The sequence below is a fragment of the Kiritimatiellia bacterium genome (genome assembly GCA_025054615.1).
In the GTDB taxonomy this organism is placed as follows: Bacteria; Verrucomicrobiota; Kiritimatiellia; order CAIVKH01; family CAIVKH01; genus JANWZO01.
In genome coordinates, this window is record JANWZO010000002.1 from 1 (window position 1) to 22,337 (window position 22,337).

Below are 22,337 nucleotides of genomic sequence, written 5' to 3' on the forward strand. Positions count from 1 at the left end.
CCAGATCATTTTCATCCGCGGACTAGGTTAATCCTCTTCAGCTGGCGAAATTTTGCCGCCCACAGAGGGGTTATGAAATCGCCGTCCACGGAGGAACGCTTTCCACGGCGTCCACAAATCCAATTCTGAACGCCAATGGTGGAGCGGCGTCCTCTAAGATTGGCGCGGGTGGAACCGAGTCCTCCAACAAGCTCTCTCTGCGGAAGTTCGGCTTCCACGCCGACCGAAATTTGTGAAGTGGGCGCGATGTTGGCTCCCCTCGGTGGGGGCGGATTTAGAGTCCCTCAGCATAGCGCCTCTCGCCCAAATAACGCCAACCATGGTGAGTCGGCCTTCCGTGAGAAAGGCCGCTGCGGCTTTCTCGGAAGGCCGTGATCGCTGGTACTGTCTTGCGCGACCCGTTTGCAGAACGATCCTGGTCGGCGGTCATCGCTATCGAAAGCGGCGCAGAGGGTCGGCGAGCTCGGAGAAATTGCGGATTGATGTAAATCCTCGCAGTTGGCTCTATGCCTCTCATGTCTCTTTCTGATTCGTTTCGACACCCTTGGCGAATGTGCATCGCGGTGGGTCGCGCCTACGACCTAATGCGCGCCGACTTGCGTGAGCATCTCGCTGCGCTGCAGCGTGAGATGGGCTACAAATACTGCCGTTTTCATGCCGTCTTCCACGACGACATGAAGGTCGTCACTCGGCGGCCCGATGGTTCACTCCGCTTCCATTGGCATCATGTCGACAAGATTTACGACTTTCTTCTCTCGATCGAGCTCCGCCCGCTAGTCGAGCTCAATCCGATGCCCTCCGCCCTCGCGTCCGGCTCCCGGACGATGTTCTACTACAAGATGAACGTCACACCACCGCGCGATTGGTCGGAATGGGGGCAACTGGTGGAATCGTTTGCGCGCCACCTCATCGACCGATATGGAATTTGCGAGGTTCGCGAGTGGCTTTTTGAGGTCTGGAACGAGCCAAATCTCGAAGCCTTCTGGTCGGGATCCAAAGAGGATTACTTCCGATTGTACGAAGAATCGGCCCTGGCGCTGCACCGGGTGGATTCGGGGCTTCGCGTCGGTGGACCGGCTACATCCAAGGCGCGTTGGATTTCGGATCTGATCGAGTACTGTACGGCACGCAAAATCCCCCTGGATTTCGTGTCCACGCACCTCTACCCGCAAGACGAATTCGTTGAGTATCCCGACCGCTCATCCAGTCCCCATGCGGCAGGAGAATTTTTCATCGACATCGTCCGGGGTGTTCAACGGGAGGTGGCCGCATCCTCGCGGCCAGACCTGCCGATCTATTGGACGGAATGGAACACACAATCCGCCGCGGACGCCGCATCCGTGACGTGGGGCGACAACGTCTACGTCGATAACTTACACGCAGCCGCGCTCATTGTCCGAAATTGCCTGGCTCTTGATGATGCATGCGACGCCCTCACATGGTGGGTCGCGAGCGACATCTTCGAAGAAGGGCCGATCCCCTCTGCCCCATTTTCCTGCACCTACGGCATGATGACCATCCACGGAATCCCGAAGGCATCGATGAATGCGTTCCGATTCCTGCGACGGCTTACCGGACGACGCGTGCTCTCCGGAATAGCTGGCGCGCCGCCGGGCGCAGGCGTAATGGCGGCCCTCGAGGGCGACACGCTACGGGTCATCGCCTGGCACGCCGTCCTCGATTTTTCGGCGCCCTTGCCGGAGCCTTGGACCGCGCGGATCGAATTGCCGCCCGAGTATGCCAGCGCGCGGTCAGCGACGCTGGAAGTCATTCGCGCCAAACAGGGGAGCGCCTATGAGGCGTGGATTGAGATGGGCAAACCGGAGAACCTTCTGCCAGCCGAGGAACGCTATCTGCGGCGGTGTGCGGAACCTTACACCGCGGCGGTGAATCCGGCCGCGGACGGCGGCGTGCTTCACGTGAAGCTCGCGCCTGGCGAAGTCGCCCTGTGGGAAATTCGGTCGCCTTCCCTTGCTGAAGAATCTGTTCAGCGGCGAGCCGACCTTGGCGAGTCATGGAAAGCGTGGGAGGCGGGAATGAGCGGCAAATCCCGTGTGTAAATTCAATCGGATGACATCTCGATCGCTGCGGCGAAGGACCAGCCCGCCAGGGCATCACCAGATGCCCGGAATCATACGCTTCGTGCAGCGGGCGTAGTCCCGGTATGCCGGGAATCGGGCTTCGAGGGAGCGTTCTTCGATGCGTATCTTCGCCAGAAGAACGAACCCCAGAGAGATAATCATAGCGAGTCGAAGCCATGAGGGATCGGTGAGCCATGCGCCGGCGCAGAGCAGAAGGAGAGCCGCATACATCGGATGGCGAATCCAGCGATAGGGACCTGACGTAATCAGCCTCGCGTTCGGATGCACATCCGGAAGCACGCGAATGACCGATTGCCGCATTTCGGCAAGGGCCCATCCGCCCAGCAGCGCGCCACAAACTGCGAACACCCAAGCCAGCGGACCTGGCGGCCAATGGCACGTTGCGAATATCGCCGCGGCGAGGACCCCTTGCGCCACCACCACGAAGCATGCGGAGAGCGGGGCGGTTCTGGATACCGATTGTGGGCTGATTTCAGATCGGTTCCCTCGCATCCCTTTTTCAAACTCGATCGACCGGGCCTATGCGATTTTCGCAAAGCCGCGTTTTCCCGATCGGATGACCATGCCCGGGCGAATGGTAACAACCATGCGGGGGTCGGAGATGCGTTGGTCGTCGATGCGGACCGCGCCCTGCTCCACGAGACGGCGCGCCTCGCTGTTACTCGAGGCCAGCCCGCAGCGCACCAACAGTTGCGCAATGCCCAGTTCGCGCTCCGCGATTCGAAATTCTGGGACTTCATTCGGCAATTCGCTTTGTGAGAACACGCGCGCGAATTCGGCTGAAGCTTCGGCAGCGGCCTCGGGACCATAAAATCTCGCGACGATCGCTTGGGCGAGGCGGTCTTTGGCCTCTCTCGGATGCAGGGCCCGAGCTGCTGCCAGCTCGTCGGGCGTTGCGCAGAGGACCAGCTCATAATAGCGCCACATCAGCTCGTCGCTGATCGACATGACCTTGCCGAACATCTCTTTCGGCGGGTCCGTGACGCCGATGTAGTTGCCCAGGCTCTTGCTCATTTTTTGTACACCATCCAACCCTTCGAGCAGGGGCAGCGTCATCACCACCTGGGGGGGCTGACCGAACTCCTTCTGAAGTTCGCGACCCAGAAGCAGGTTGAACAGTTGGTCCGTGCCGCCGAGTTCGAGGTCGGCGCGTACCACAACCGAGTCATAGGCCTGGATGAGGGGGTAGATGAATTCGACAAGCGAAATCGGCGCGTTTTCGGCATGGCGGCGGGCAAAATCGTCCCGCGCAAGCATCTGGGCCACCGTCACCCGGGCAGCGAGCCGGACCACGTCTTCAAACCTCATCGGGGCAAGCCATTCGGAATTGAAGCGAATTTCCGTGCGCGCCGGGTCGAGGATTCTGAACACCTGCCGCTGGTACGTCTCGGCGTTCGCGAGCACCTGTTCGCGAGTCAGTGGCTTTCGCGTTTGAGAGCGGCCCGAAGGGTCGCCGATCATTGCCGTGAAATCCCCGATGATGAACACCACGGTGTGTCCCGCCTCCTGAAATTCGCGAAGCTTGTTGAGCCCGACCACGTGGCCCAGATGGAGGTCCGGCGCCGAAGGGTCCGCGCCGTATTTGATTCGGAGGGGCCGAGCTTCGCGCAGCCGGGATGCGAATTCATCCCGGGATATCAGGTCGACACATCGGGAAGCGAGGTGGTCGAGGTCCTTCATATCGGCAGAACATTTCACAGACGGACCCGACGGGCAATAATCTGATCGAAGACGAAATCCACTACGGACCGCAGCATTGTATCACCGGAGGGTGAGCGTGGCGGTCCGCGCTGCGCCGGACGCGCCAGCAGGAAAAGCCGGCGCGCCGCGGCGTTCTGCGGTCAATTCTCCTTTTTCTTTTGGCCCGGATGCCACTCTTCTGTCTGCGCGGCTGCGCCAAAGGCCTCGTCGAATGCGCCTGCAAGGTCGACAAGATCCTCACCGGGCCGGAGCCCCTCTAGCATTGAATCGTCGACCACAAACTGCTCATCGGGCAGTTTGGCTGCCTTGATGCTGAGGCCGATACGACGTTCCACCGGGTCGATTTTGATGACGCGGGCCTCCACTTCCTGGCCGGGTTGAAGCGCATCTTTCACCCGCTGTACACGCTCCTCGCTGATCTGGCTGATGTGAACGAGGCCATCGATGCCCTCTTCGATCTCGACGAAGGCACCGAACGAGGCGAGTTTAGAAACCTTGCCGCGGACGCGCTGGCCGACCTTGTAGCGCTGCGAGATCCCCGTCCACGGATCCGGTTGCGCCTGCTTGAGACCCAGTCCGATCCGCTGGTTCGCGGCGTCGACCTCCAGCACCACCGCCTCCACCTCATCGCCCTTTTTGAGGATTTCCGACGGGTGATTGATCTTGCGTGTCCACGACATGTCGGTCACGTGGATCATCCCGTCTATTCCGGGCTCGAGCTCCACGAAGGCGCCATATGACGTGAAGTTCCGAACCACGCCTTTGACACGGGAACCGATTGGATAACGCTCGTGCGCCCGTGTCCACGGATTTTCCTCCGTCTGGCGGATGCCGAGCGAAATCTTCTGTTCGTCGCGATTCACATTGAGGACGACGGCCTCCACTTCCTGACCCACCGAGAGGACGTCCGAGGCTTTGGTGACGCGTTTGGTCCACGAAATTTCGGAAACGTGCACCATGCCCTCGACGCCCTCCTCCAGCTCGACAAATGCGCCGTAGGGCACCAAATTGACCACCTTGCCGCGGACGCGGGTGCCGACGGGATATTTCGCCTCGATGTCTTCCCAAGGGTTGCGAGTAATCTGCTTGAGTCCGAGCGAAATCCGCTCTTTCTCGCGGTCGACATCCAGGACCATCACATCGAGTTCCTGGCCCACCTGGACCACTTCCGACGGGTGATTGACGCGACCCCAGCTCAGGTCGGTAATGTGCAACAGACCGTCGAGGCCGTTCAGGTCGATGAACGCCCCAAATTCGGTAATGTTCTTGACGACGCCGCGGCGGACCTGGCCGATCTGAATTTCGTCCAGCAGCGTCTTCTTCGCCTCCCGGCGACGTTCCTCGAGCAATTCGCGGCGCGAAACCACGATGTTGCGGCGATCGCGGTTGATTTTCGTGATTTTGAATTCAAAGTCCCGGCCGATGAGATCATCCGGATTCTTGACCGGCGTCAGATCTAGTTGCGACCCGGGCAGGAAGGCGTCCACGCCGACATCGACCATGTATCCGCCCTTGATGCGGCTTTTGACCACGCCCCGGATGGTCGAACCTTCCATGTAGTTGGTGAGCACCCGATCCCAGTTGCGCTGGTTCTCGGCCTTCCGTTTGCTGAGGACAACCTTGCCCTCCTCGTCTTCAAGTTTTTCGAGCAAAACTTCAATCGCGTCCCCGGGTTTGAGTTCGTCGGGCGACCGGAACTCGGTAATCGGAAGCGTCCCTTCGGATTTGTAGCCGATGTCAACAATGACCTCGTCCGGTCGCACGTCCACGACGCGCCCGGTCACGATGGCGCCCTCGCTGAAATTCCGGAGGGTTTCCTCGTATTTCGCAGCCATGTCGTCACGGCTGCCGGGGTTCGGTTTCGTCTTTTTTGCCACGAATTCTCTCCTAGTTAGTTGCGCGCGCCCTCCACGCGGAGCGACGCGTTTTTCACCGGACGCGCAACGGGCGCGGTTCCCGGCGAAAAGCCAGCAAATTACAAAGTGCGGCATGCCAAGTGCAAGTGGAATGCGTCGGGTTTGCCGGAACGCCGGCAGGGATCTCGCTCGACAGCATCGGGGGGTGTCGGCATGGTGTCGCCCATGGGTTCCTCGTCCAGATCCGCCCCTTCGCGCACCCTCTGGGCGCTCGTCGCACTGACGACCCTCGCCGGGCTCGGGCTGACTTTTTGGGCGTCGCGCGAGAGCACCGAGCGCGAGCAGGCCCGACTGGAGGCGGAATTCCAGCTCGAGGTCCGGACCCTTGTTCGTGCCCTGGAGCGCGAGATCGGTTTGTTTGTCAGCGTGCTCGCCTCGCTCGGCGAACTACATACCCTGTCCGAGGCCGTCAGCGACGAGGCCTTTGCGGAATTCGTCGGGAAAGGACTCCTCCACCAAAAATCCGTATTGGGCGCGTTCGGCTTCGCGCAACGCATCCCCCGCGAGTTGCGCGCGGCTGCGGAATATCGCGGCGAGGACTCCGCACCGCTGCCATTCACTGAATGGACGCCGAACGGCATCCGGCCCGCGGGCGACCGTTCTGAGTATTTTCCGCTTACCTACCAGGCGCCGGAACTTGGGCTGGGTCTCCCCTTGGGTTTCGACATGGCGTCGCTGCCCGGACAGTCCGCCGCCTTGGAGCGAATCCGTTCCGGCGGGGGCTCGGCGCTTGGGGCGCTTGCCCCCTCGTTCCAGCCCGGCCAGCCGGCCGGATTTTTCGTGCTGGCGCCCATTCGTGCGGAGGGCGAGCTTCGCGGCTTTACGGTGGCCGCTCTGTGGCCCCAGGCGGTTCTCGAGCGGGCCCTTCAGCAGGCGGGCATCCGCCAGATGCAGATCACCTTTTTCGACCCCCAGTTTGGTGTCCCGCCGCGCTCGCCCGAGGCGCGATGGATTGCAGAATTGCCGGTGGCCGTGGCCGACCAGGAGTGGATGCTTCGCTGCGAGGTCGGCGAAGACTACCGCACCCTCCGGGGCGCCGGCTCCGCAACGCTCATCGCCGCGGCCGGGACGGTCATTACGGTTCTTCTCGCCGCTGCGCTGGGCATCCTGGCGGAGCGCGCGCGCGCCATCGAGCGGACCGTCTCCGAACGCACGCGGGAATTGCTCGAGGCCAACCGGCTCCTGGCCGCCGAGATGGACGAGCGCGCGCGGCTGCAGGAAGCCCTGCAGACGGCGACTCTCCGTGAGCAACAGCGGATCGGGCAGGACCTCCACGACTCGCTCGGCCAAAAATTGACGGGCGCCGTATTTCTCGCGCGGGCGGTGGGCGCTGCAGGCGAGGCCGAGCGCGCCGAGTTGCTTGAGAAGCTCATTGATCTGCTGAAGGAGTCCATCGCCCAGGTGCGCCGGATGGCACGCGGCCTGGCCCCGCTCGAAGTCGGCGAGGAGGGCCTTGCGCCGGCCCTGCGGCGGCTTGCCGAGGAGACGTGCGAGGTCTTCAATATTGCATGTTCTTTTGACGATCGCGGCGCACCGCCGGGCCTGAGCCGCGAGGCGGCGATCCACCTCTATCACATTGCCCAGGAAGCCGTGAGCAATGCGGTCAAGCACGGCGGCGCAACGGATGTACGGATCGATCTGACGGAACAAGCGCTTCGCATCGAGGACAATGGCCGCGGATTCGACCCGGCCGCGCAATCGGACGGAGCAGGGTTGCGGATCATGCGGCATCGCGCCGCCCGGGCCGGCGGCCGCTTCGAGATCCGCTCCGAGCCGGGCAGGACCATCGTCCGTGTAGAGTTCCGCGCACCGCCTGGCCATTGATCCTCCTCCAGCCTGTAAGGCATTTGGTCCTAAGTTCGACTAATCTCGCGGAAGGAGATTTATGAAAACAGTAGCCAATGTGGCCGGTGCCCTCTTGGGTTTCATCTTCGTGGTATTTGGGCTCAACTATTTCCTGCGCTTCATCCCGATCCCTCCGCCTCCGGAGGGATCGCCCGCCGCCATGTTCATGGGCGCCCTCTACAGCAGCGGGTTTCTTGCGTTCGTGAAGATTCTCGAAATTGCCGGGGGCATTCTGGTTGCCTTTCCGAGAACGCGCCCGATCGGTTTGCTTCTGCTCACACCGATCATCGTAAATATAGTCGCCTATCACATTTTCATCGCGCGGGGCGGTCTCTTCGAACCCCCCGTCGTGCTGTCCACCGTCGCTGCTGCGTTTTTGATATGGGTTCACCGTCGCGGTGTCGCTGCCCTGATTGCCGACCGGGCCGCCTGACCGGGAGAAGATTGGAGAGCAGACCATGCCGACCCCAATTCAACTTGTTGCGTTCAGCGGATCAATCCGCGCTGACTCGTTGAACCATAAACTGGCGCTCAGAATGGCGGAGGGCGCCCGGGAGGCGGGCGCATCGGTCAATGTGATCCGTCTGCGCGATTATCCGCTTCCGCTCTACGACGCAGACATTCAGGCTGCATCCGGTCTGCCGCCGGAGGCTCGCCGATTGAAAGCGATCTTTCGAGAGAGCCACGGGTTCATCATCGCGTCGCCGGAATACAACGGCAGCTTTTCCGGCGTGTTGAAAAACATGATCGACTGGGTCTCGCGCGCCGATGCACCCGGCGAGCCGTCGAACGCCGTGTTTGCCGGGAAGCTAGCCGTGATCGGATCCGCATCTCCCGGAGCTTTCGGAGGCGTACGCGGGTTGATTTCATTGCGCATGTTGCTTGCGGGTCTTGGCCTGACGGTCTTGCCGGACCAGGTTATCGTGCCAAACGCAGGATACGCCTTTGCTCCAGATGGCCGACTAGCGGAAGAAGCGCTTGACGTTCGCGCCCGATCGCTAGGCGCCTCGCTGGCGCGAGCGGTCGCCCGGTGGAGCCCCTGAATCGCGGATGCGCTCCGCGCTTCAAATGTAGTCCGGTAGCCGATATCCCGTGGCCTGACGAAGACGTACAGCACCTCTGCCCGCTGGTTCCCAGCGCTAGATGCCGTACGCGCCTTTGCACCGCACATCCCGCGCCTATTGACATTTTGTCCATTGGCTGGAAATTCCATATCATGGAAGTCTCAAAAAAATTTTTTGCATACGATGGAAAAAATTTGGGATAGAAGGCGTAGCGCGCAGGGCGGATCGCAGTGAGGTTGTCCGCCGCCCCGCCCTCCGCGGAGCGAGCCATGATTCACGTTGCTGAAGAAACGATATTGAATGCGAAGGTTCCCGACGGACCGATTGAGCACAAGTGGACCGCGCACAAGTCCAGCATCAAGCTCGTCAGCCCGGCGAACAAACGCAAGTACACGATCATCGTTGTCGGGACCGGCCTTGCTGGCGGATCGGCAGCCGCCTCGCTCGCTGAGCTTGGATACAACGTTCTTTCGTTCTGCATTCAGGACACGCCGCGCCGCGCGCACAGCGTTGCCGCGCAGGGGGGGATTAATGCCGCCAAGAATTATCAGAATGACGGCGACAGCGTCTGGCGGCTGTTTTATGACACGATCAAGGGGGGCGATTTCCGCGCGCGCGAGGCGAATGTGTATCGGCTCGCGGAGCTGTCGACGAACATCATTGATCAATGCGCCGCGCAGGGCGTGCCTTTCGCTCGCGAATATGGCGGGACCCTCGCGAACCGATCCTTTGGCGGCGCCCAGGTGTCTCGCACGTTTTACGCGCGCGGCCAGACCGGCCAGCAACTTCTCCTGGGCTGCTACAGCGCCTTGATGCGGCAGGTGGATGCCGGCCGGGTGAAGCTCTTTCCCCGCCGCGAGATGCTCGACCTGGTCGTCATCGACGGCCGTGCGCGCGGGATCATCTGCCGCAATTTGGTGACTGGCGCAATCGAACCTTATGCGGCCGATGCGGTGCTGCTGGCGACAGGCGGTTATTCGACGGTCTTCTTCCTGTCGACCAATGCAGTGAACTCCAACGCGACCGCGGTCTGGCGCTGCCACAAGCGCGGGGCGTTTTTTGCCAACCCCTGCTTCACGCAGATTCATCCCACGTGCATCCCGCTTTCGGGTGAATCGCAGTCGAAACTGACGCTGATGAGCGAGTCCCTGCGAAATGACGGGCGCGTCTGGGTGCCCAAGAACAAGGGCGACAAGCGCCCGCCGAGCCAGATTCCGGAGGAGGAGCGCGACTACTTCCTTGAGCGCATGTATCCGGCCTTCGGCAATCTTGTGCCGCGCGATATTGCGTCCCGCGCCGCCAAACGCATGTGCGACGCGGGCTACGGCGTTGGGAATACGGGATATGCTGTCTACCTGGACTTCAGCGACGCGATCCGCCGACTCGGCCGCGACGTCGTTCGGGAGCGCTACGGAAATTTGTTCGACATGTATCATGAAATCACCGGCGAGTCGCCCTACGAAACCCCGATGCGCATCTATCCCGCCCCCCACTACACCATGGGCGGACTCTGGGTGGATTACAACCTGATGAGCACGATCCCCGGGCTTCACGTGCTGGGTGAGGCGAATTTCTCCGATCATGGCGCGAACCGGCTCGGCGCCAGTGCGCTGATGCAGGGGCTCGCCGATGGGTACTTCATCATTCCTTATACCCTCGGCCACTACCTTGCGGACAGCGGCGTGCTGAAGGACAAAGTCACGGTGGAGCACCCCGCGTTCAAGGAGGCGGCGAAAGCCGTGGCCGAGCAGACGCGGAGGTTCGCCAGCGCGCGAGGCAAAAAGACTGTTCGGGAGTACCACTGGGAACTGGGCCGAATCATGTGGGACCAGGTTGGGATGTCGCGCAACGCGAAGGGGCTGGAGGGCGCGATCCGCGACATCCGCGCGCTGCGCGAGGATTTTTGGAAAAATGTTTACGTCGGTGGTTCCGAAGCCGAATTCAACAAAAACCTGGAATTTGCCGGTCGGGTCGCCGACTATCTCGAACTGGGCGAGCTAATGGCCATCGACGCCCTCCATCGCAACGAGTCGTGCGGCGGGCATTTTCGGGAGGAATATCAGACGCCGGACGGCGAGGCGCTCCGCGACGACAAAAACTTTTGCTATGTGGCGGCATGGCAATGGACGGGCAATCCGTCCGAGCCGGTGTTGCACAAGGAGCCGCTGGAGTTTGATTACGTGCACCTGGCGCAGAGAAGTTACAAATAGGAGGCGGTTTTTCGGCGGCGGCCGAGGTCTGCACTTCGGCCCGGCCACCCCGATGCCGTAAACGCATGAAATTCAACGTCAAGGTTTGGAGACAAGCGGGCCCGAACGCGAAGGGCGAATTCAAAACATATTCCGTGGACGGTATCCTGCCGGAAATGTCCCTATTGGAGATGCTCGACGCGCTGAATGAAACGCTCGCCAAACGGGGAGAAGATCCGATCGCGTTCGACAGCGACTGCCGAGAGGGCATCTGCGGCACCTGCGGCCTGGTCGTCAACGGCATGGCGCACGGGCCGCGGCTGAAGTGCACCACCTGTGAATTGCGTATGCGCCATTTTGAAGACGGCGCCACGATCACGATTGAACCGTTTCGGGCCAAGCCGTTTCCGATCATCAAGGACCTTGTCGTCGACCGCTCCGCCTTCGACCGCATCATGGCGGCCGGCGGATATATTTCCGTCAACACTGGCTCTGCGCCGGATGCCAATTCGGTCCTCGTTCCGAAAGACGTTGCCGAAAAGGCCATGGACTCCGCAGCCTGCATCGGCTGCGGCGCATGCGTCGCCGCGTGTCCGAACGCGTCCGCCTCGCTGTTCGTCAGCGCCAAAATCACCCAGTTTGCGCTGCTTCCGCAGGGGCAACCGGAGCGCGAGCGGCGTGTCCTGCGAATGGTGGATCAGATGGACCGGGAGGGCTTCGGCAACTGCTCGAACCACGCCGAGTGTGAGGCGGCCTGCCCAAAGGGGATCTCGATTGAAAACATCGCACGGATGCGGCGCGAGTACATGCGGGCCCAGCTCGTTTACGAAGAGCGAGCCGAAGTCGCTGGCGCCGGCGGATAGGCCGGCGGCACGCATAACCAACTGACCCGTTATCTTTGGCGCCGGTCCGGCGCTTCGAGATCTCTGTTCGTCGATCGGTTTGGCTGGCGATCCGGTAGCGGGATGGTATGGAATGCGCTGCATTCAGGCGGAGGGCGCGTGTTCGGAGCCTCGTTTTTACAAGATCTTGCCGTGGTGATGCTCGTAGCGGGCGTCGTCACGCTGCTGTTTCGCTGGCTGCGGCAGCCCGTCGTGCTCGGGTATCTGCTGGCGGGTTTTCTCATCGGGCCGTATACCCCGCCCTTTCCCCTCGTCCGCGATGAGTCGGCGATCCGGACGCTGGCGGATATCGGCGTCGTCTTTTTGATGTTCTCGCTCGGACTCGAATTCAATCTGCGGAAGCTGCGCGCCGTGGGCCCCGCCGCTTTTGTGACGGCCAGCATCGAAATTATGCTGATGATCGCCGTCGGCTATGCCCTCGGTTCGGTGTTCGGCTGGACGCCGATGGAAAGCGTGTTCCTTGGCGTGATGCTGGCGCTCACCTCCACGACAATCGTCGTGAAAAGTCTTCGAGACTCAGGCGAGCTGAAAAGCAAACACGGCGAATTGATTTCCGGAGTCAGCCTTTTCGACGACATCTTTGTGATCTTCGCGATGATCCTGCTGCCCGGGTTCGCGGCGTCGGGTCATTTGCCTGCGGGACAGGCCACGGTGGCGCTGCTACGGCTGGTGATTTTCCTCGTGGCGGCCACTGTCGCCGGATTGATCCTCGTTCCCCGCGCCCTCCGCCTCGTCGGCCGGCTCGGCAACGATGAAACGCTGTTGGTGACGGTGTTGGGCCTCTGCCTGGGCGCCTCGCTGCTGACTGTGCGGATGGGATACAGCCCGGCCCTCGGCGCCTTCATGGCCGGCGCGATGGTTGCGGAATCCCGTGAGCTCGGGCGGGTCCTCCGACTGACCGAGCCGCTACGAGACATGTTCTCCGCCGTGTTCTTCGTCGCGATCGGCATGATGATCAACCCGGCCTTTGTCCGGGACAACATCGGAATCGTCCTGGCGCTGACGGCGATCTACCTCATCGCGAAAATTGCGGCGTGTTCGTTGGGCGCCCTGATGGCCGGCTACGACGGCCGCACCGCGGTCCGCGTGGGGACCGGTATGGCGCAAATCGGCGAATTCGCATTCATCTTGGCCACGCTGGGCATGTCGCTGAATGCAATCGGGCCGCATGTCTATCCAGTCATTGTCGCGGTGGCGTCGCTCAATGCCCTGATTCGACCGTACCTAACGGCCTCCTCCGATCGGCTCGCGGACTGGCTGGCGTCGAGGATCCCCGGACCGGTCCGGACGATGGTCCGCCTGTATAGCGGATGGGTCGGCCGCCTGCAGAGCGAGAACACTCGTGCGACCGCGTTTCGCATGATCCGAGGGCTGTTGTGGCAGATTGCCCTCAACGTGGCGTTGATCGCCGCCTGTTTCATCGTGGCAGCGGTTGCGGTGCGATGGTTCGATGCGCCGTTTGGTTGGTTGCCGCCGTGGACGGGCGGCGCAAAAACCGTCGCGTGGCTAGTGGCGGCGCTTGCAGCGCTGCCGTTGTACGTGGCGACCGTTCGCAAGATGCAGGCGATGGGAATGATGTTGAGCGAGCTGGCGCTGGCGGGATTTGCCGGTTCGCGTTCGCCCGCGTTGCGATCGTTCCTGTCCAATGCGCTCTGGGTGGTTCAAGTGCTGGGGCTTGGCGTCATGACCGTCCTGGTGAGCCTCGCGTTGCTGCCGCCTCTGTATGTGTCCCTCGTCTTGTTGGCGGCCGTCCTGGCCCTTGCAGTCCTGCGCGGTCCGGCCCTAAACGCATGGTATACCCGCGCGAAGGGCGTGCTGGTGGAAACATGGTCCCAGCCGCCGCCGGAGCCGGATGAACCGGCCCCTCTGCCCGCGGCATTGCGTGAGGCGAAAATGGAAGCGGTTGTGCTCTCGGCCCGCCATGCCGCGGTCGGCCGCCTCATCCGGGAACTGCAGCTCCGGTCCCTGACGGGGGCAAGCATCGTGGCGGTCGAGAGGGCTGGCAAAACGATGGTAAATCCAGATCCGGACCTTGAACTGTTCAAAGACGACAGCGTTCTGCTGCTGGGAAGCTCCGTCCAAATCAAGCGGGCTCGAGATCTGCTCGAGCGCGGCGACTTGCCCTGATGAGCGCGCCTACTCGGCGCCGCGTCGAGATTGGCGCGGAAGAGGGCGGCCAAGCCGTTGCAAAACCGCCTTCAAATCCTCCCACACCTCGCGTTTGGCGTCCGGATTCCTCAACAAATACGCGGGGTGGTAAGTCGGCATCACCGGGATCCCGCGGTAGTCCATCCACGTTCCCCGCACCCGGCTGATTGAGAGGCTCGCGTCGCCGAAGAGTCCCTTGAGCGCCGTGCTGCCGAGCGCCACGATCAGTTTCGGTCGGATCACCGCGATCTGGCGTTCAAGGAACGGCAGGCAGGCCGCCATTTCATCGGGCAGTGGCGTCCGGTTTCCCGGCGGCCGGCATTTGACGATGTTGCCGATGAAGACGTCGTCGCGCGTGTAGCCCATCGCCTCGATCATCCGTGTTAGCAACTGTCCGGCCCGCCCGACGAATGCAAGCCCTTGGCGGTCTTCTTCCTCGCCCGGGCCCTCGCCCACAAAAAGGATGTCCGGCTGCAGCCGACCTTGTCCCGGCACGACCCGCGTGCGCGCCTCGCAGAGGCGGCACTTTTTGCACGCTGCGATTTCCGAGGCAATCGCCTCCAGCGATTCCGTCGCCGGACCGATGGAGGGCTGCGGAGGGTCCAGCCCGGGCAGCGAATCGATGCGAGTCGTCGCGCGGGTAGGGGCGGTCGCCGTGGCGTTGCGCACCAGACTCTTCAGCGCGGCTAGGCGTTCGGGGCTTGCGTCGACTTCGCGGACGCCAAGTTCTCGAAGGTGCTCCAGGTGCGCGCGCAGCGCGGCGAGGGCCTCGTTCAGTCCCATGGTCAGCTCCGGGTGAGCCGCTCAATCAGCGATGCGTGATGCGGAAATTGAGCGGCGAGCTGCGCTCGATCCGCCAGTTCGAAATCGGCGAAGTCGAAACCGGGCGCGACAACGCAGGCCGCCAGTGAAAAGGCTGCATCGTTGGCCGCGAGCGCCGCGAACCACGTTCCTTGCTGTACAACCGCCTGCCACCGCAGGGAGCCCGGACCGAGGCGCAGGGTCTCCAGCGCACCGTTCGGAGTGAGGCAGTGGACGTCCAGGTCCCCGCCGGCGAGATGGAACCAGAGCTCGTCACTGCGGAGGCGATGAAAGGCGGAGAATTGACCGGCCTCGAGAAGAAAGTAAATCGACGTGGCAAACGCGCGCGGCGCTCCATATCGCAGGGGTAACGCGTCGGCCGGGATCAGCTCGGAACTCCTGTAGACCTCGCGATACCAGCCGCCCTCGGGATGCGGAACCAATTGCAACATGCCGATAAGGTCTTGCGCGGTCATGCCCGCGAGGATGTGCCTGGATTCTCGCGCTGTTTCAACTGCGAAATCAGCTCCTGGAAATCAGCCGGAATCGGCGCCACCAGGACGAGTGGGGTGCCGGTCCGCGGGTGGATCAACTCGAGCCGTTCGGCATGAAGCATTTGGCGCGGCGCGGCGATCTCGCGGCGGGAACCGCCGTAGACGGGGTCGCCCACGACGGGGTGCCGGATGTGCGACATATGAACGCGAATCTGATGGGTACGGCCGGTTTCGATTCGCACGCGCACCAGGGAGACAGGCCCTATCGTCTCGAGGACCTCATACCGGCTCAAAGCCTCCTTGCCTTTGAGTTCACCCGACGCCGGCTCGAGGGGATAGGCAGCCATTTTTTTGCGGTCGTGCTCGCTGCGAGCGATGCGCGTATGGATGGTTCCGGCGAGGTCGCGCGGCCGTCCCCAGACGAGAGCGAGATATTCCTTCCGAGTACGGCGATCCTTGAATTGTCGGGCGAGTGAAACCATGGCGCCATCATTCTTCGCGACCACCATGACCCCGCTCGTATCGCGGTCCAGCCTATGCACAAGCCCCGGGCGAAGTTCTCCTCCAATGCCCGGTAAATTTGGACAATGATGGAGCAGGGCGTTGACCAGCGTGCCCGCCGGGTGTCCGGGCGCAGGGTGCACCACGAGACCTGGCGGCTTGTCGATGGCGATCAAATCCTCATCTTCATAGATTACGGATAGTGGAATCGGTTCAGGCTCAAGGCCGGTCGGCTCCGGCGGCGGCCGTGTCCATTCGATGATGTCTCCGGGTTTGACCGGCATTTTGCATCGGCCGGGCCGGCCGTTGACGGTGACCCTGTCTGCCTTGATTTCCTCCTGCCAGCGGGCGCGGGAAAGTTCTGGCCGCGCCCGGGCGAGGACGGAATCCAGCCGGCCGACATCCTGTTCTCCGCAGACGATAGAGCCCCGCTCCATGGGGGGATCAGGGGCGCGGACGTGAGCGGAAAAAAACGAATCCGCCGAGCAGACCGCCTAGCACGACGAGGACGAGGCTGAGCGCCTGCGCGGCATTCAATCCGGCCCACGCCTCCATGCGGGGGTCTCCGCGCAAAAATTCGATGGCAAACCGCCAGAGTCCATAGGCGGTTAGATAGGCGGCCGTCACGCTTCCGGGCGGCGCCTGCCGGAGCAGCATTCGACGGCACACAAAAAACAGCGCCAAATTGAACGCCGCCTCATAGCCCTGAACAGGATGGCGCCACTCGCCGGCGGTGAATACGGCCCACGGCAGGTCTGTCGGTTTTCCGTAACAACAGCCATTCAAAAGGCATCCCATACGTCCGATTGCATGCCCGAGCGGCAGGGCCGATACAGTGAAATCGCCGAGCTTCCACAGCGGTATAGCGCGAACGCGGGCCATCACTGCGACGGCGGCTGAAGCGGCCAGAAATCCGCCGTAGAAAATCAGACCACCCTGGTCAATGCGCGGGATTGCAGCCAGGTTTTCCGAAAAATAGTTCCAGTTTGCCGCCACGTACATTGCGCGGGCCCCGAGAATGCCGGCGATCATGGTCACCATCGCGAGGTCGGACCCCAAGCCCGTGGGCAGGCCGATCCGGCGTACGGCGCTGTTCCAAAAAGCCAAGGCGGCCAGAAACCCGAGCGCGACGCAGATGCCATACCAGTAAATGGGGCGCCCAAAAATCGTGAAAGCCACGGGATCAATCATGCCGCTTTCATACATGCCGGCCCGACGGCGCGCAAGTGCGGGTCCAGCGCCAAAATATCTTGCGGCGTGGCGTCCGCGATTGGGCACCAGTCAACTTGTCGGAGCGCTTGGAATGCGGCACATATTGTGTAAAAGTAGAGAGCTATGTTTGCCCAAGACGGCATCCGCTGGACAAAACTTGACCGACTCGCCTGCGGCAAGTGTGGAACGGCCCTCGACGTTTCCGAGCTGGATCCCTTTTCGCAAATGGTTTGCCCGTCCTGTGGCACGGAGCAGACGGTGCCCGCGCGGTTCGGTACATTTCTGCTCGTCGAGCGCCTGGGCAGCGGCGGGATGGGTGCAGTCTACCGGGCGATGGATCCGACGCTCGGCCGGTTCGTTGCCATCAAGGTCATGAAGGCCGAGATGGGAGATGACCCGGCGCTTGTCGAAAGTTTTTTGCGAGAGGCCCGCGCGGCTGCCGCGCTGAACCATCCCAACATCGTCCAAATCTATTCATGCGGTCAGGAACAAGGCCAGCCCTACATCGTGATGGAGCTGGTCGGCGGCGGACGACTCGACCAGCTCATGGAGGGCGGCAAGAAGGTGGACGAGGTCCGTCTGCTGGAAATTTCGTTGGATGTCGCTGAAGGGTTGAAGGCCGCAAATGAGGTGGGGCTGGTGCACGGCGATATCAAACCCGCCAACATCCTGTTCGACAAATCCGGCCGGGCTCGGATCGTCGACTTCGGCCTTGCGATGTTTGTAAACCGCCAGCAGGAGATGGGCGGCATCTGGGGCACTCCCTATTACATCGCCCCCGAACGCGCCCGTGGCGGCAAGGCGGACCACCGATCGGACATATACAGCCTGGGCGCAACGATGTTTCACGCCCTTGCCGGCCGACCTCCGTTTGACGGAAAGACTGCGGCGGATGTGGTGGTGGCAAGACTGAAGCGGCCGCCGCCGAACCTCCGCGAGCTCGCGCCCTCTGTCCAGCCGCAGACCGCGGCTCTGATTGAGCGCATGATGGCCGCCGACCCTGTCAACCGTTATCCCACCTGCGCCTCACTCCTGGCCGACATGCGGAGCGCACTGGCTTCCGCGCGCGCGGCGCGCAGTCCCACCTCCATCGTCAGTCGCAACAAGAAAATTGACCGCAGCCATCTTATCGTTCTCGGAGCGGCCGCGCTGATTCTGCTCCTGGCCGCGATTCTTTTCATTCGGCACAGCACGCGGGCTGCGCGGGAAGCCGAAAAAATTGCGCGGGCCGCGGCCGAACAGCGCAAGCAGGCCGCCACGAATCAGCCGGCTCGGGCGCAGAGTCAGGAACAGGACGAGTCCGAGGGAGTGGAAGTCACCAAAACCGAAAGCGGGCGGGTGCGGATCGGAGTTACCGTATTCACGGGCGAAATCGAGACTGAAATTGTTCGAGCCTGCGAAGCGCTTGCGGACAATCCGGCAAAAACCTTCGAGGACTTGGGCCGCATCGCGACGAATGTTCCCGCCAACAGCGCCAGAATGATGTGGCTGCGCGTTCTGCAAGCGGTCCCGTTGTGGGCGCAAGGGCAGACCTCTCAGGCGGAGGACCTGTTGCGACAGGTCGCGGCATTGCCGTTGACCCAGCGTCGCGGGCATCCGGTGTACATGCCCCAGCAGATCGCTCAATATTTGATCGGCGATTTGGGAGAGGATCGGTTCAAGCAGGAGCGAAAAGAATGGCCGGCCTGGTTTAGTGACGTCGCAGGTTTCCTGAACGGCATCAAATTGGCTTACACGGGCAATGTCGATCAGGCCATTTTGGCGTTCGACGCCTACACGAGCACAAATCGGATCGACCCCGCCTGGGCGTATGCCATGCGGCCTGCTGCCCAGCGATGGCTCGAGACCTTGAAGGGCTGGAAGCAGGTGGAACGGGATACGCTATCCCGCGCAGGCGCCGGGGACATCGATGGCGCCCGCGCGGCGCTGCAGGCATACCTCGCCTCGGCGCCCGCCTTTATGCGGGGTCCGGCCAAGCGCGCGGAGGAGCGCATTGCCGCCAAGGAGGAGGAGATGCGCGCCGAACTTGAGGCAAGGCGCGAACGCGAGCGTCTCTCGGTCATCCAAAAGGATTTCGATGCCATCGACGCGTGGCTGGCGGAACAGACGCCGCTCATCATGCAACAGAAGGATTTCCGCCGCGTCGCAAATGCGGCGCGCGACCTCGCCGGACGAATGCAGACGGAGGAGGGGAAGGCGCAGGCGGGAATCATTCTCGAACATGCCGAGCGGCTTCAGCAACTTCGCGACATCCTCGGCCGCGAACTGCGCGACGCGCCATACAACCGGCCCGACCGCGAGCTGGGCGGAGAGGCGGTTGGTGCAACGGCCCTCGGGCTCCGCGTCGCGGTGCCGGGCCGCGGCACGATCTTGCGTCCGTGGGAGCAGGTCAGCCCGCGGCTGTTCGTTCTGCTCGGCCGACATCTCGCAGATTCAGTGCCGCGTTCCGCCGAAGAGAAGGCAGACCTGTATCTCTCGCTGGCGATCGCCAGCGCCTATTTCGGCGCCTATGAACCCGCGTCGGCGTTGTTCCAACAGGCGCTTGAAACCCACCCGCCAATCGCGTCCGCCGCGCACCGTTTGCTGCCCGGCTCCGCGCCTCCGGCCAACTGAGGGAGTCCAACCATGGATGGCGATTTGTCTTCCCGGCGCTGCGCACCCTGCGAGGGGGGTGTGTCGCCGCTTACCCCTTCTCAAATTGAGGAGCTGCTGGCCCGAGTTCCGGGTTGGCGCGTCGACGGTAATTCGATCGTCCGTGAATTCTCATTCAAGGGCTACGCCCGCACGGTAGCCTTCGTCAACGCCGTTGTTTGGATTGCACTGACGGAAGACCATCATCCGGAGATTGCCTTCGGATACAAATTTTGCACCATTCGCTACACGACGCACGCCATCGGCGGGCTGTCGGAGAATGACTTTATTTGTGCGGCGAAGATCAATGCCCTTTGGCAAGCCGGGACTTGATCAGAGCCGGAAAAAGGGGGTTGGGATGACCTGCAAACCATGGATGGTGTACGCGGCTGTGGCGCTTTTGGCTGCGGGGCCGGCGTTTTCGATCAGCCTGACGCATGAGCCTGTGCCCTTTGCGGTGCGCGGCCAGCCGCTCACGCTGCGCGCGAAGGTGGAGGGTGGCCGCGAGCCGCATACCGTGACCCTTTATTATCAGTTGTTCAAGGATGCCGCGCCATTCCGCGTGGCGATGAAAAGTTCAGGGCTTGGCTATTTCGTCGGCGCGATCGAGGCGAATCTTCTCACCGGCGTTGAATCCGTCTCCTATTACATCGAGGCCCAGGACGCCGATGGGCAGGTCGCCGAGACGGAGTGGTACACGGTCAAGATTCGCGAACCGCGGCCGTCGGATCGGACCGCATCGATCGTCCCGCCACCAGCGCCCGCGCCGGCCGGTCCGGCCCCAGAGATTCCAGTTTCCGAAGCGGACAAAAGCCCGAGCTGGCGCACGCCCGCGCTGATCGCGGGTGGCGCGGCCGTCGTCCTTGGCGGGGCATACCTGATTTCCCGCAGTGGAGATGATGGCGACGGCGGCGGCGACCCGTCCACCAACGCGCCCGGATCCTATGCGGGTACGGTCGTGTTGTGCTCCACGCCGCCGTCCGCCCCGACAACCTGTCAGACGGATCCGTATTCGTTGCTGATTGATTCCCGAAATGTCGTGTTCAGCGACACCATTCGGCCCGGCCAGTCGCTCACCAGCCCCTTGGTCAATAATCGGTTCACGTTCACCGCCAACGTTCCGGGCGGCTCCATCGTATACAACGGCACGTGGGCCAACGGCACGATCGTTGGTCAAATCAGCGGCAGCGCAACCTCGGCCGCAGGAACGGTCGTTTACTCCGGGACCTTCAGCGCCAACAAGCTCTGACGCTCGGACGGTCTAGCCGGCGTACTTCTTGGGGTCGATTCCGTATTTGTGGACCTTGTAGCCGAAAATCCGCTGGGTCGTCTGCAACAGCCGCGCGGCTGCGGCCATGTTGCCGCGCGTTGATTTCAGCGCGTCGACAATCAGATCCCTCTCGAAAGTCTCCACGCGTTCCTTGAGGCTGCCCGTTACTGGCGAGCCGGTGGCCTCCGCGGTCTGCAGCGTCGGCGGCAGGTGATAGGGGTGGATCACGTCGCCCTCGGCCACCAGGACGGCGCGCTCGATGCAGTTCTCCAGCTCGCGGACGTTTCCCGGCCAGTGGTAGCTCATCAACATGTCGATCACTGCGCTGGAGAGGCGTCGGACATTCTTGCCCTGCTCGTTCGCATACCGCTGCAGGAAATGGTCGGCGAGTAGCACGATGTCCGCCTTGCGCTTGCGGAGCGGCGGCACATAGATCGGGAAGACGTTCAGGCGGTAATACAGGTCCTCGCGGAATTTGCCCTGCGCCACCATCTCCTCGAGATTCCGGTTTGTCGCGGCAATCAATCGAACATTTACCTTGATCGTCTTGGTGTCGCCGACCCGCTCAAATTCGCGCTCCTGCAGCACGCGCAGCAGCTTGATCTGAATCGACATCGGAATATCGCCAACCTCATCTAGGAACAGCGTCCCGCCATGGGCGAGTTCGAAGCGTCCCTTGCGGTCGCTAATCGCACCGGTAAACGCTCCCTTCACGTGCCCGAAGAGCTCGCTCTCGATGATGCTCTCCGGAAGCGCGGCGCAGTGGGCTTTGACGAAAGGTTTGTCGGCCCGCTCGCTATTGTAGTGAATGGCCTGTGCCACCAGCTCCTTGCCCGTCCCCGTCTCGCCGAGGATCAGCACCGTGGCATTACTTTTGCAGACCTGCGCGATCTGATCGTACACTCGCTGCATCTCGTGCGAGTTGCCGATGATGTTCGACGGCCGGAAGCGTTCCTTGAGCTCCTGGCGCAGACGCTCGTTCTCCTCCATCAGCCGGTCGCGCTCCTCCTGGGCAGCGCGGCGCAGCTTGACAGCCTGCGCGATCAGCGACGCGATGATGCTCAACAGCCGGGCCGAATCCTTCAGCTCCTCCTCCGGCTTGTACGGGCAATCTACGCTCAGCGCTCCGACGACCTCCTGGCCGACCTTGATCGGCACGCAGATAAACGAGGTGTCCGCGCTTTTTCCGCGGCGCGTCTTGTCGAGGAGCAGCGGCGATTCGCTCTTGCGCGGGATGATTGCCGGCTCGCCCGTCAGGATCACCTGCCCGGTGACGCCCTCGCCCAATTTGTACCGGCCCCGCCGCGCCTGCTGCGGCGAAAGGCCGTGCGCCGCCTCGATCATAATGTCGCCCGTTTTCCGGTTCAGCAGCGTCAACGTCCCGTAGTTCATGTCCATGTACTCCGCCAGCGCCTCGAGGACGGGGCTCACGATCTCCCGCAGGTCGAGGCTGGCGTCTAGCAGGCAACTGATGTGGTAGAGCAGGTGCAGCTCGCGCTCGGATCCGATGTCCGACAGCGAGGCAGGTTTTTCAAGCGGAGTCATCTCAGGGTATCCTCCA

The 22,337-nt window shown here is 62.3% G+C and carries 18 protein-coding genes; 10 read left to right on the forward strand and 8 right to left on the reverse strand.

All coding sequences use genetic code 11. The features are described from left to right. Window positions 1-515 precede the first annotated feature (515 nt). On the forward strand, window positions 516-2,060 hold the full coding sequence (locus tag NZ740_00930) for a hypothetical protein (GenBank protein MCS6770572.1): 1,545 nt from the start codon (window positions 516-518) through the stop codon (window positions 2,058-2,060). A 54-nt stretch (window positions 2,061-2,114) separates the two neighbouring features. Here the strand turns inward: NZ740_00930 and NZ740_00935 are convergent, their stop codons facing one another. From NZ740_00935 to rpsA, 3 genes are all read right to left on the reverse strand, one after another. Then, window positions 2,115-2,594 carry an isoprenylcysteine carboxylmethyltransferase family protein gene (locus NZ740_00935; protein ID MCS6770573.1) on the reverse strand — a complete coding sequence of 160 codons (480 nt, stop codon included), beginning with the start codon at window positions 2,592-2,594 and terminating at the stop codon, window positions 2,115-2,117. A gap of 27 nt (window positions 2,595-2,621) precedes the next feature. After that, window positions 2,622-3,800, reverse strand: a complete 1,179-nt coding sequence (gene tyrS, locus NZ740_00940; protein MCS6770574.1) for a tyrosine--tRNA ligase — start codon at window positions 3,798-3,800, stop codon at window positions 2,622-2,624. Window positions 3,801-3,943: 143 nt separating this feature from the next. Further along, on the reverse strand, window positions 3,944-5,638 hold the full coding sequence (gene rpsA / locus NZ740_00945) for a 30S ribosomal protein S1 (protein ID MCS6770575.1): 1,695 nt from the start codon (window positions 5,636-5,638) through the stop codon (window positions 3,944-3,946). A 234-nt stretch (window positions 5,639-5,872) separates the two neighbouring features. On the opposite strand from rpsA, the gene NZ740_00950 reads away from it, so the two are divergent. From NZ740_00950 to NZ740_00975, 6 genes are all read left to right on the forward strand, one after another. Next, on the forward strand, window positions 5,873-7,543 hold the full coding sequence (locus tag NZ740_00950) for a CHASE domain-containing protein (GenBank protein MCS6770576.1): 1,671 nt from the start codon (window positions 5,873-5,875) through the stop codon (window positions 7,541-7,543). Between the two features lie 61 nt (window positions 7,544-7,604). Then, window positions 7,605-7,997 (forward strand): hypothetical protein, encoded by a 393-nt coding sequence (locus NZ740_00955; protein ID MCS6770577.1) that lies wholly within the window; start codon window positions 7,605-7,607, stop codon window positions 7,995-7,997. 25 nt (window positions 7,998-8,022) lie between these two features. Then, window positions 8,023-8,607 carry an NAD(P)H-dependent oxidoreductase gene (locus tag NZ740_00960; GenBank protein MCS6770578.1) on the forward strand — a complete coding sequence of 195 codons (585 nt, stop codon included), beginning with the start codon at window positions 8,023-8,025 and terminating at the stop codon, window positions 8,605-8,607. 290 nt (window positions 8,608-8,897) lie between these two features. Beyond that, the gene (locus NZ740_00965) at window positions 8,898-10,838 is read left to right on the forward strand and encodes a fumarate reductase/succinate dehydrogenase flavoprotein subunit (protein MCS6770579.1); all 1,941 of its coding nucleotides are present in this window, start codon (window positions 8,898-8,900) and stop codon (window positions 10,836-10,838) included. Between the two features lie 65 nt (window positions 10,839-10,903). Further along, a complete protein-coding gene (locus NZ740_00970) occupies window positions 10,904-11,680 on the forward strand; it encodes a succinate dehydrogenase/fumarate reductase iron-sulfur subunit (protein MCS6770580.1) in 777 nt (258 codons plus the stop codon). Window positions 11,681-11,782: 102 nt separating this feature from the next. Continuing rightward, the gene (locus tag NZ740_00975) at window positions 11,783-13,846 is read left to right on the forward strand and encodes a cation:proton antiporter (protein MCS6770581.1); all 2,064 of its coding nucleotides are present in this window, start codon (window positions 11,783-11,785) and stop codon (window positions 13,844-13,846) included. 9 nt (window positions 13,847-13,855) lie between these two features. Here the strand turns inward: NZ740_00975 and NZ740_00980 are convergent, their stop codons facing one another. Genes NZ740_00980 through lgt form a run of 4 tightly spaced genes read right to left on the reverse strand, consistent with a single transcriptional unit; the run spans window position 13,856 to window position 16,854 of the window. Continuing rightward, window positions 13,856-14,650 (reverse strand): uracil-DNA glycosylase, encoded by a 795-nt coding sequence (locus tag NZ740_00980; GenBank protein ID MCS6770582.1) that lies wholly within the window; start codon window positions 14,648-14,650, stop codon window positions 13,856-13,858. Window positions 14,651-14,652: 2 nt separating this feature from the next. Further along, window positions 14,653-15,144, reverse strand: a complete 492-nt coding sequence (locus NZ740_00985) for a cupin domain-containing protein (GenBank protein ID MCS6770583.1) — start codon at window positions 15,142-15,144, stop codon at window positions 14,653-14,655. Then, window positions 15,141-16,100 carry an RluA family pseudouridine synthase gene (locus tag NZ740_00990; protein ID MCS6770584.1) on the reverse strand — a complete coding sequence of 320 codons (960 nt, stop codon included), beginning with the start codon at window positions 16,098-16,100 and terminating at the stop codon, window positions 15,141-15,143. The genes NZ740_00985 and NZ740_00990 overlap by 4 nt, the downstream gene beginning before the upstream one ends. 7 nt (window positions 16,101-16,107) lie before the next feature. After that, entirely contained in the window at window positions 16,108-16,854 is a 747-nt protein-coding gene (lgt, locus tag NZ740_00995) for a prolipoprotein diacylglyceryl transferase (protein MCS6770585.1), read from the reverse strand. Between the two features lie 144 nt (window positions 16,855-16,998). Between lgt and NZ740_01000 the strand changes: the two genes are divergently transcribed. The 3 genes from NZ740_01000 to NZ740_01010 are packed head-to-tail and all read left to right on the forward strand — an operon-like array spanning window position 16,999 to window position 20,755. After that, a complete protein-coding gene (locus NZ740_01000) occupies window positions 16,999-19,488 on the forward strand; it encodes a serine/threonine protein kinase (GenBank protein MCS6770586.1) in 2,490 nt (829 codons plus the stop codon). 12 nt (window positions 19,489-19,500) lie between these two features. Next, the gene (locus NZ740_01005) at window positions 19,501-19,839 is read left to right on the forward strand and encodes a 4a-hydroxytetrahydrobiopterin dehydratase (GenBank protein ID MCS6770587.1); all 339 of its coding nucleotides are present in this window, start codon (window positions 19,501-19,503) and stop codon (window positions 19,837-19,839) included. Between the two features lie 25 nt (window positions 19,840-19,864). Beyond that, window positions 19,865-20,755 (forward strand): hypothetical protein, encoded by an 891-nt coding sequence (locus NZ740_01010; protein MCS6770588.1) that lies wholly within the window; start codon window positions 19,865-19,867, stop codon window positions 20,753-20,755. A gap of 12 nt (window positions 20,756-20,767) precedes the next feature. Here NZ740_01010 and nifA read toward each other — a convergent pair whose 3' ends face one another. After that, on the reverse strand, window positions 20,768-22,321 hold the full coding sequence (gene nifA, locus NZ740_01015) for a nif-specific transcriptional activator NifA (protein MCS6770589.1): 1,554 nt from the start codon (window positions 22,319-22,321) through the stop codon (window positions 20,768-20,770). Window positions 22,322-22,337: the final 16 nt, after the last annotated feature.

Bases quoted from the DNA above. Each gene is read 5' to 3' on its own strand.
- NZ740_00970 (MCS6770580.1), top strand. From the start codon at position 10,904: ATGAAATTCAACGTCAAGGTTTGGAGACAAGCGGGCCCGAACGCGAAG.
- NZ740_00985 (MCS6770583.1), bottom strand. From the start codon at position 15,144: ATGACCGCGCAAGACCTTATCGGCATGTTGCAATTGGTTCCGCATCCC.
- NZ740_00990 (MCS6770584.1), bottom strand. From the start codon at position 16,100: ATGGAGCGGGGCTCTATCGTCTGCGGAGAACAGGATGTCGGCCGGCTG.
- rpsA (MCS6770575.1), bottom strand. From the start codon at position 5,638: ATGGCTGCGAAATACGAGGAAACCCTCCGGAATTTCAGCGAGGGCGCC.
- NZ740_00930 (MCS6770572.1), top strand. From the start codon at position 516: ATGTCTCTTTCTGATTCGTTTCGACACCCTTGGCGAATGTGCATCGCG.
- NZ740_01010 (MCS6770588.1), top strand. From the start codon at position 19,865: ATGACCTGCAAACCATGGATGGTGTACGCGGCTGTGGCGCTTTTGGCT.
- nifA (MCS6770589.1), bottom strand. From the start codon at position 22,321: ATGACTCCGCTTGAAAAACCTGCCTCGCTGTCGGACATCGGATCCGAG.
- NZ740_01005 (MCS6770587.1), top strand. From the start codon at position 19,501: ATGGATGGCGATTTGTCTTCCCGGCGCTGCGCACCCTGCGAGGGGGGT.
- NZ740_00965 (MCS6770579.1), top strand. From the start codon at position 8,898: ATGATTCACGTTGCTGAAGAAACGATATTGAATGCGAAGGTTCCCGAC.
- NZ740_00960 (MCS6770578.1), top strand. From the start codon at position 8,023: ATGCCGACCCCAATTCAACTTGTTGCGTTCAGCGGATCAATCCGCGCT.
- NZ740_00950 (MCS6770576.1), top strand. From the start codon at position 5,873: ATGGTGTCGCCCATGGGTTCCTCGTCCAGATCCGCCCCTTCGCGCACC.
- NZ740_00955 (MCS6770577.1), top strand. From the start codon at position 7,605: ATGAAAACAGTAGCCAATGTGGCCGGTGCCCTCTTGGGTTTCATCTTC.
- lgt (MCS6770585.1), bottom strand. From the start codon at position 16,854: ATGATTGATCCCGTGGCTTTCACGATTTTTGGGCGCCCCATTTACTGG.
- NZ740_01000 (MCS6770586.1), top strand. From the start codon at position 16,999: ATGTTTGCCCAAGACGGCATCCGCTGGACAAAACTTGACCGACTCGCC.
- NZ740_00935 (MCS6770573.1), bottom strand. From the start codon at position 2,594: ATGCGAGGGAACCGATCTGAAATCAGCCCACAATCGGTATCCAGAACC.
- NZ740_00975 (MCS6770581.1), top strand. From the start codon at position 11,783: ATGGTATGGAATGCGCTGCATTCAGGCGGAGGGCGCGTGTTCGGAGCC.
- NZ740_00980 (MCS6770582.1), bottom strand. From the start codon at position 14,650: ATGGGACTGAACGAGGCCCTCGCCGCGCTGCGCGCGCACCTGGAGCAC.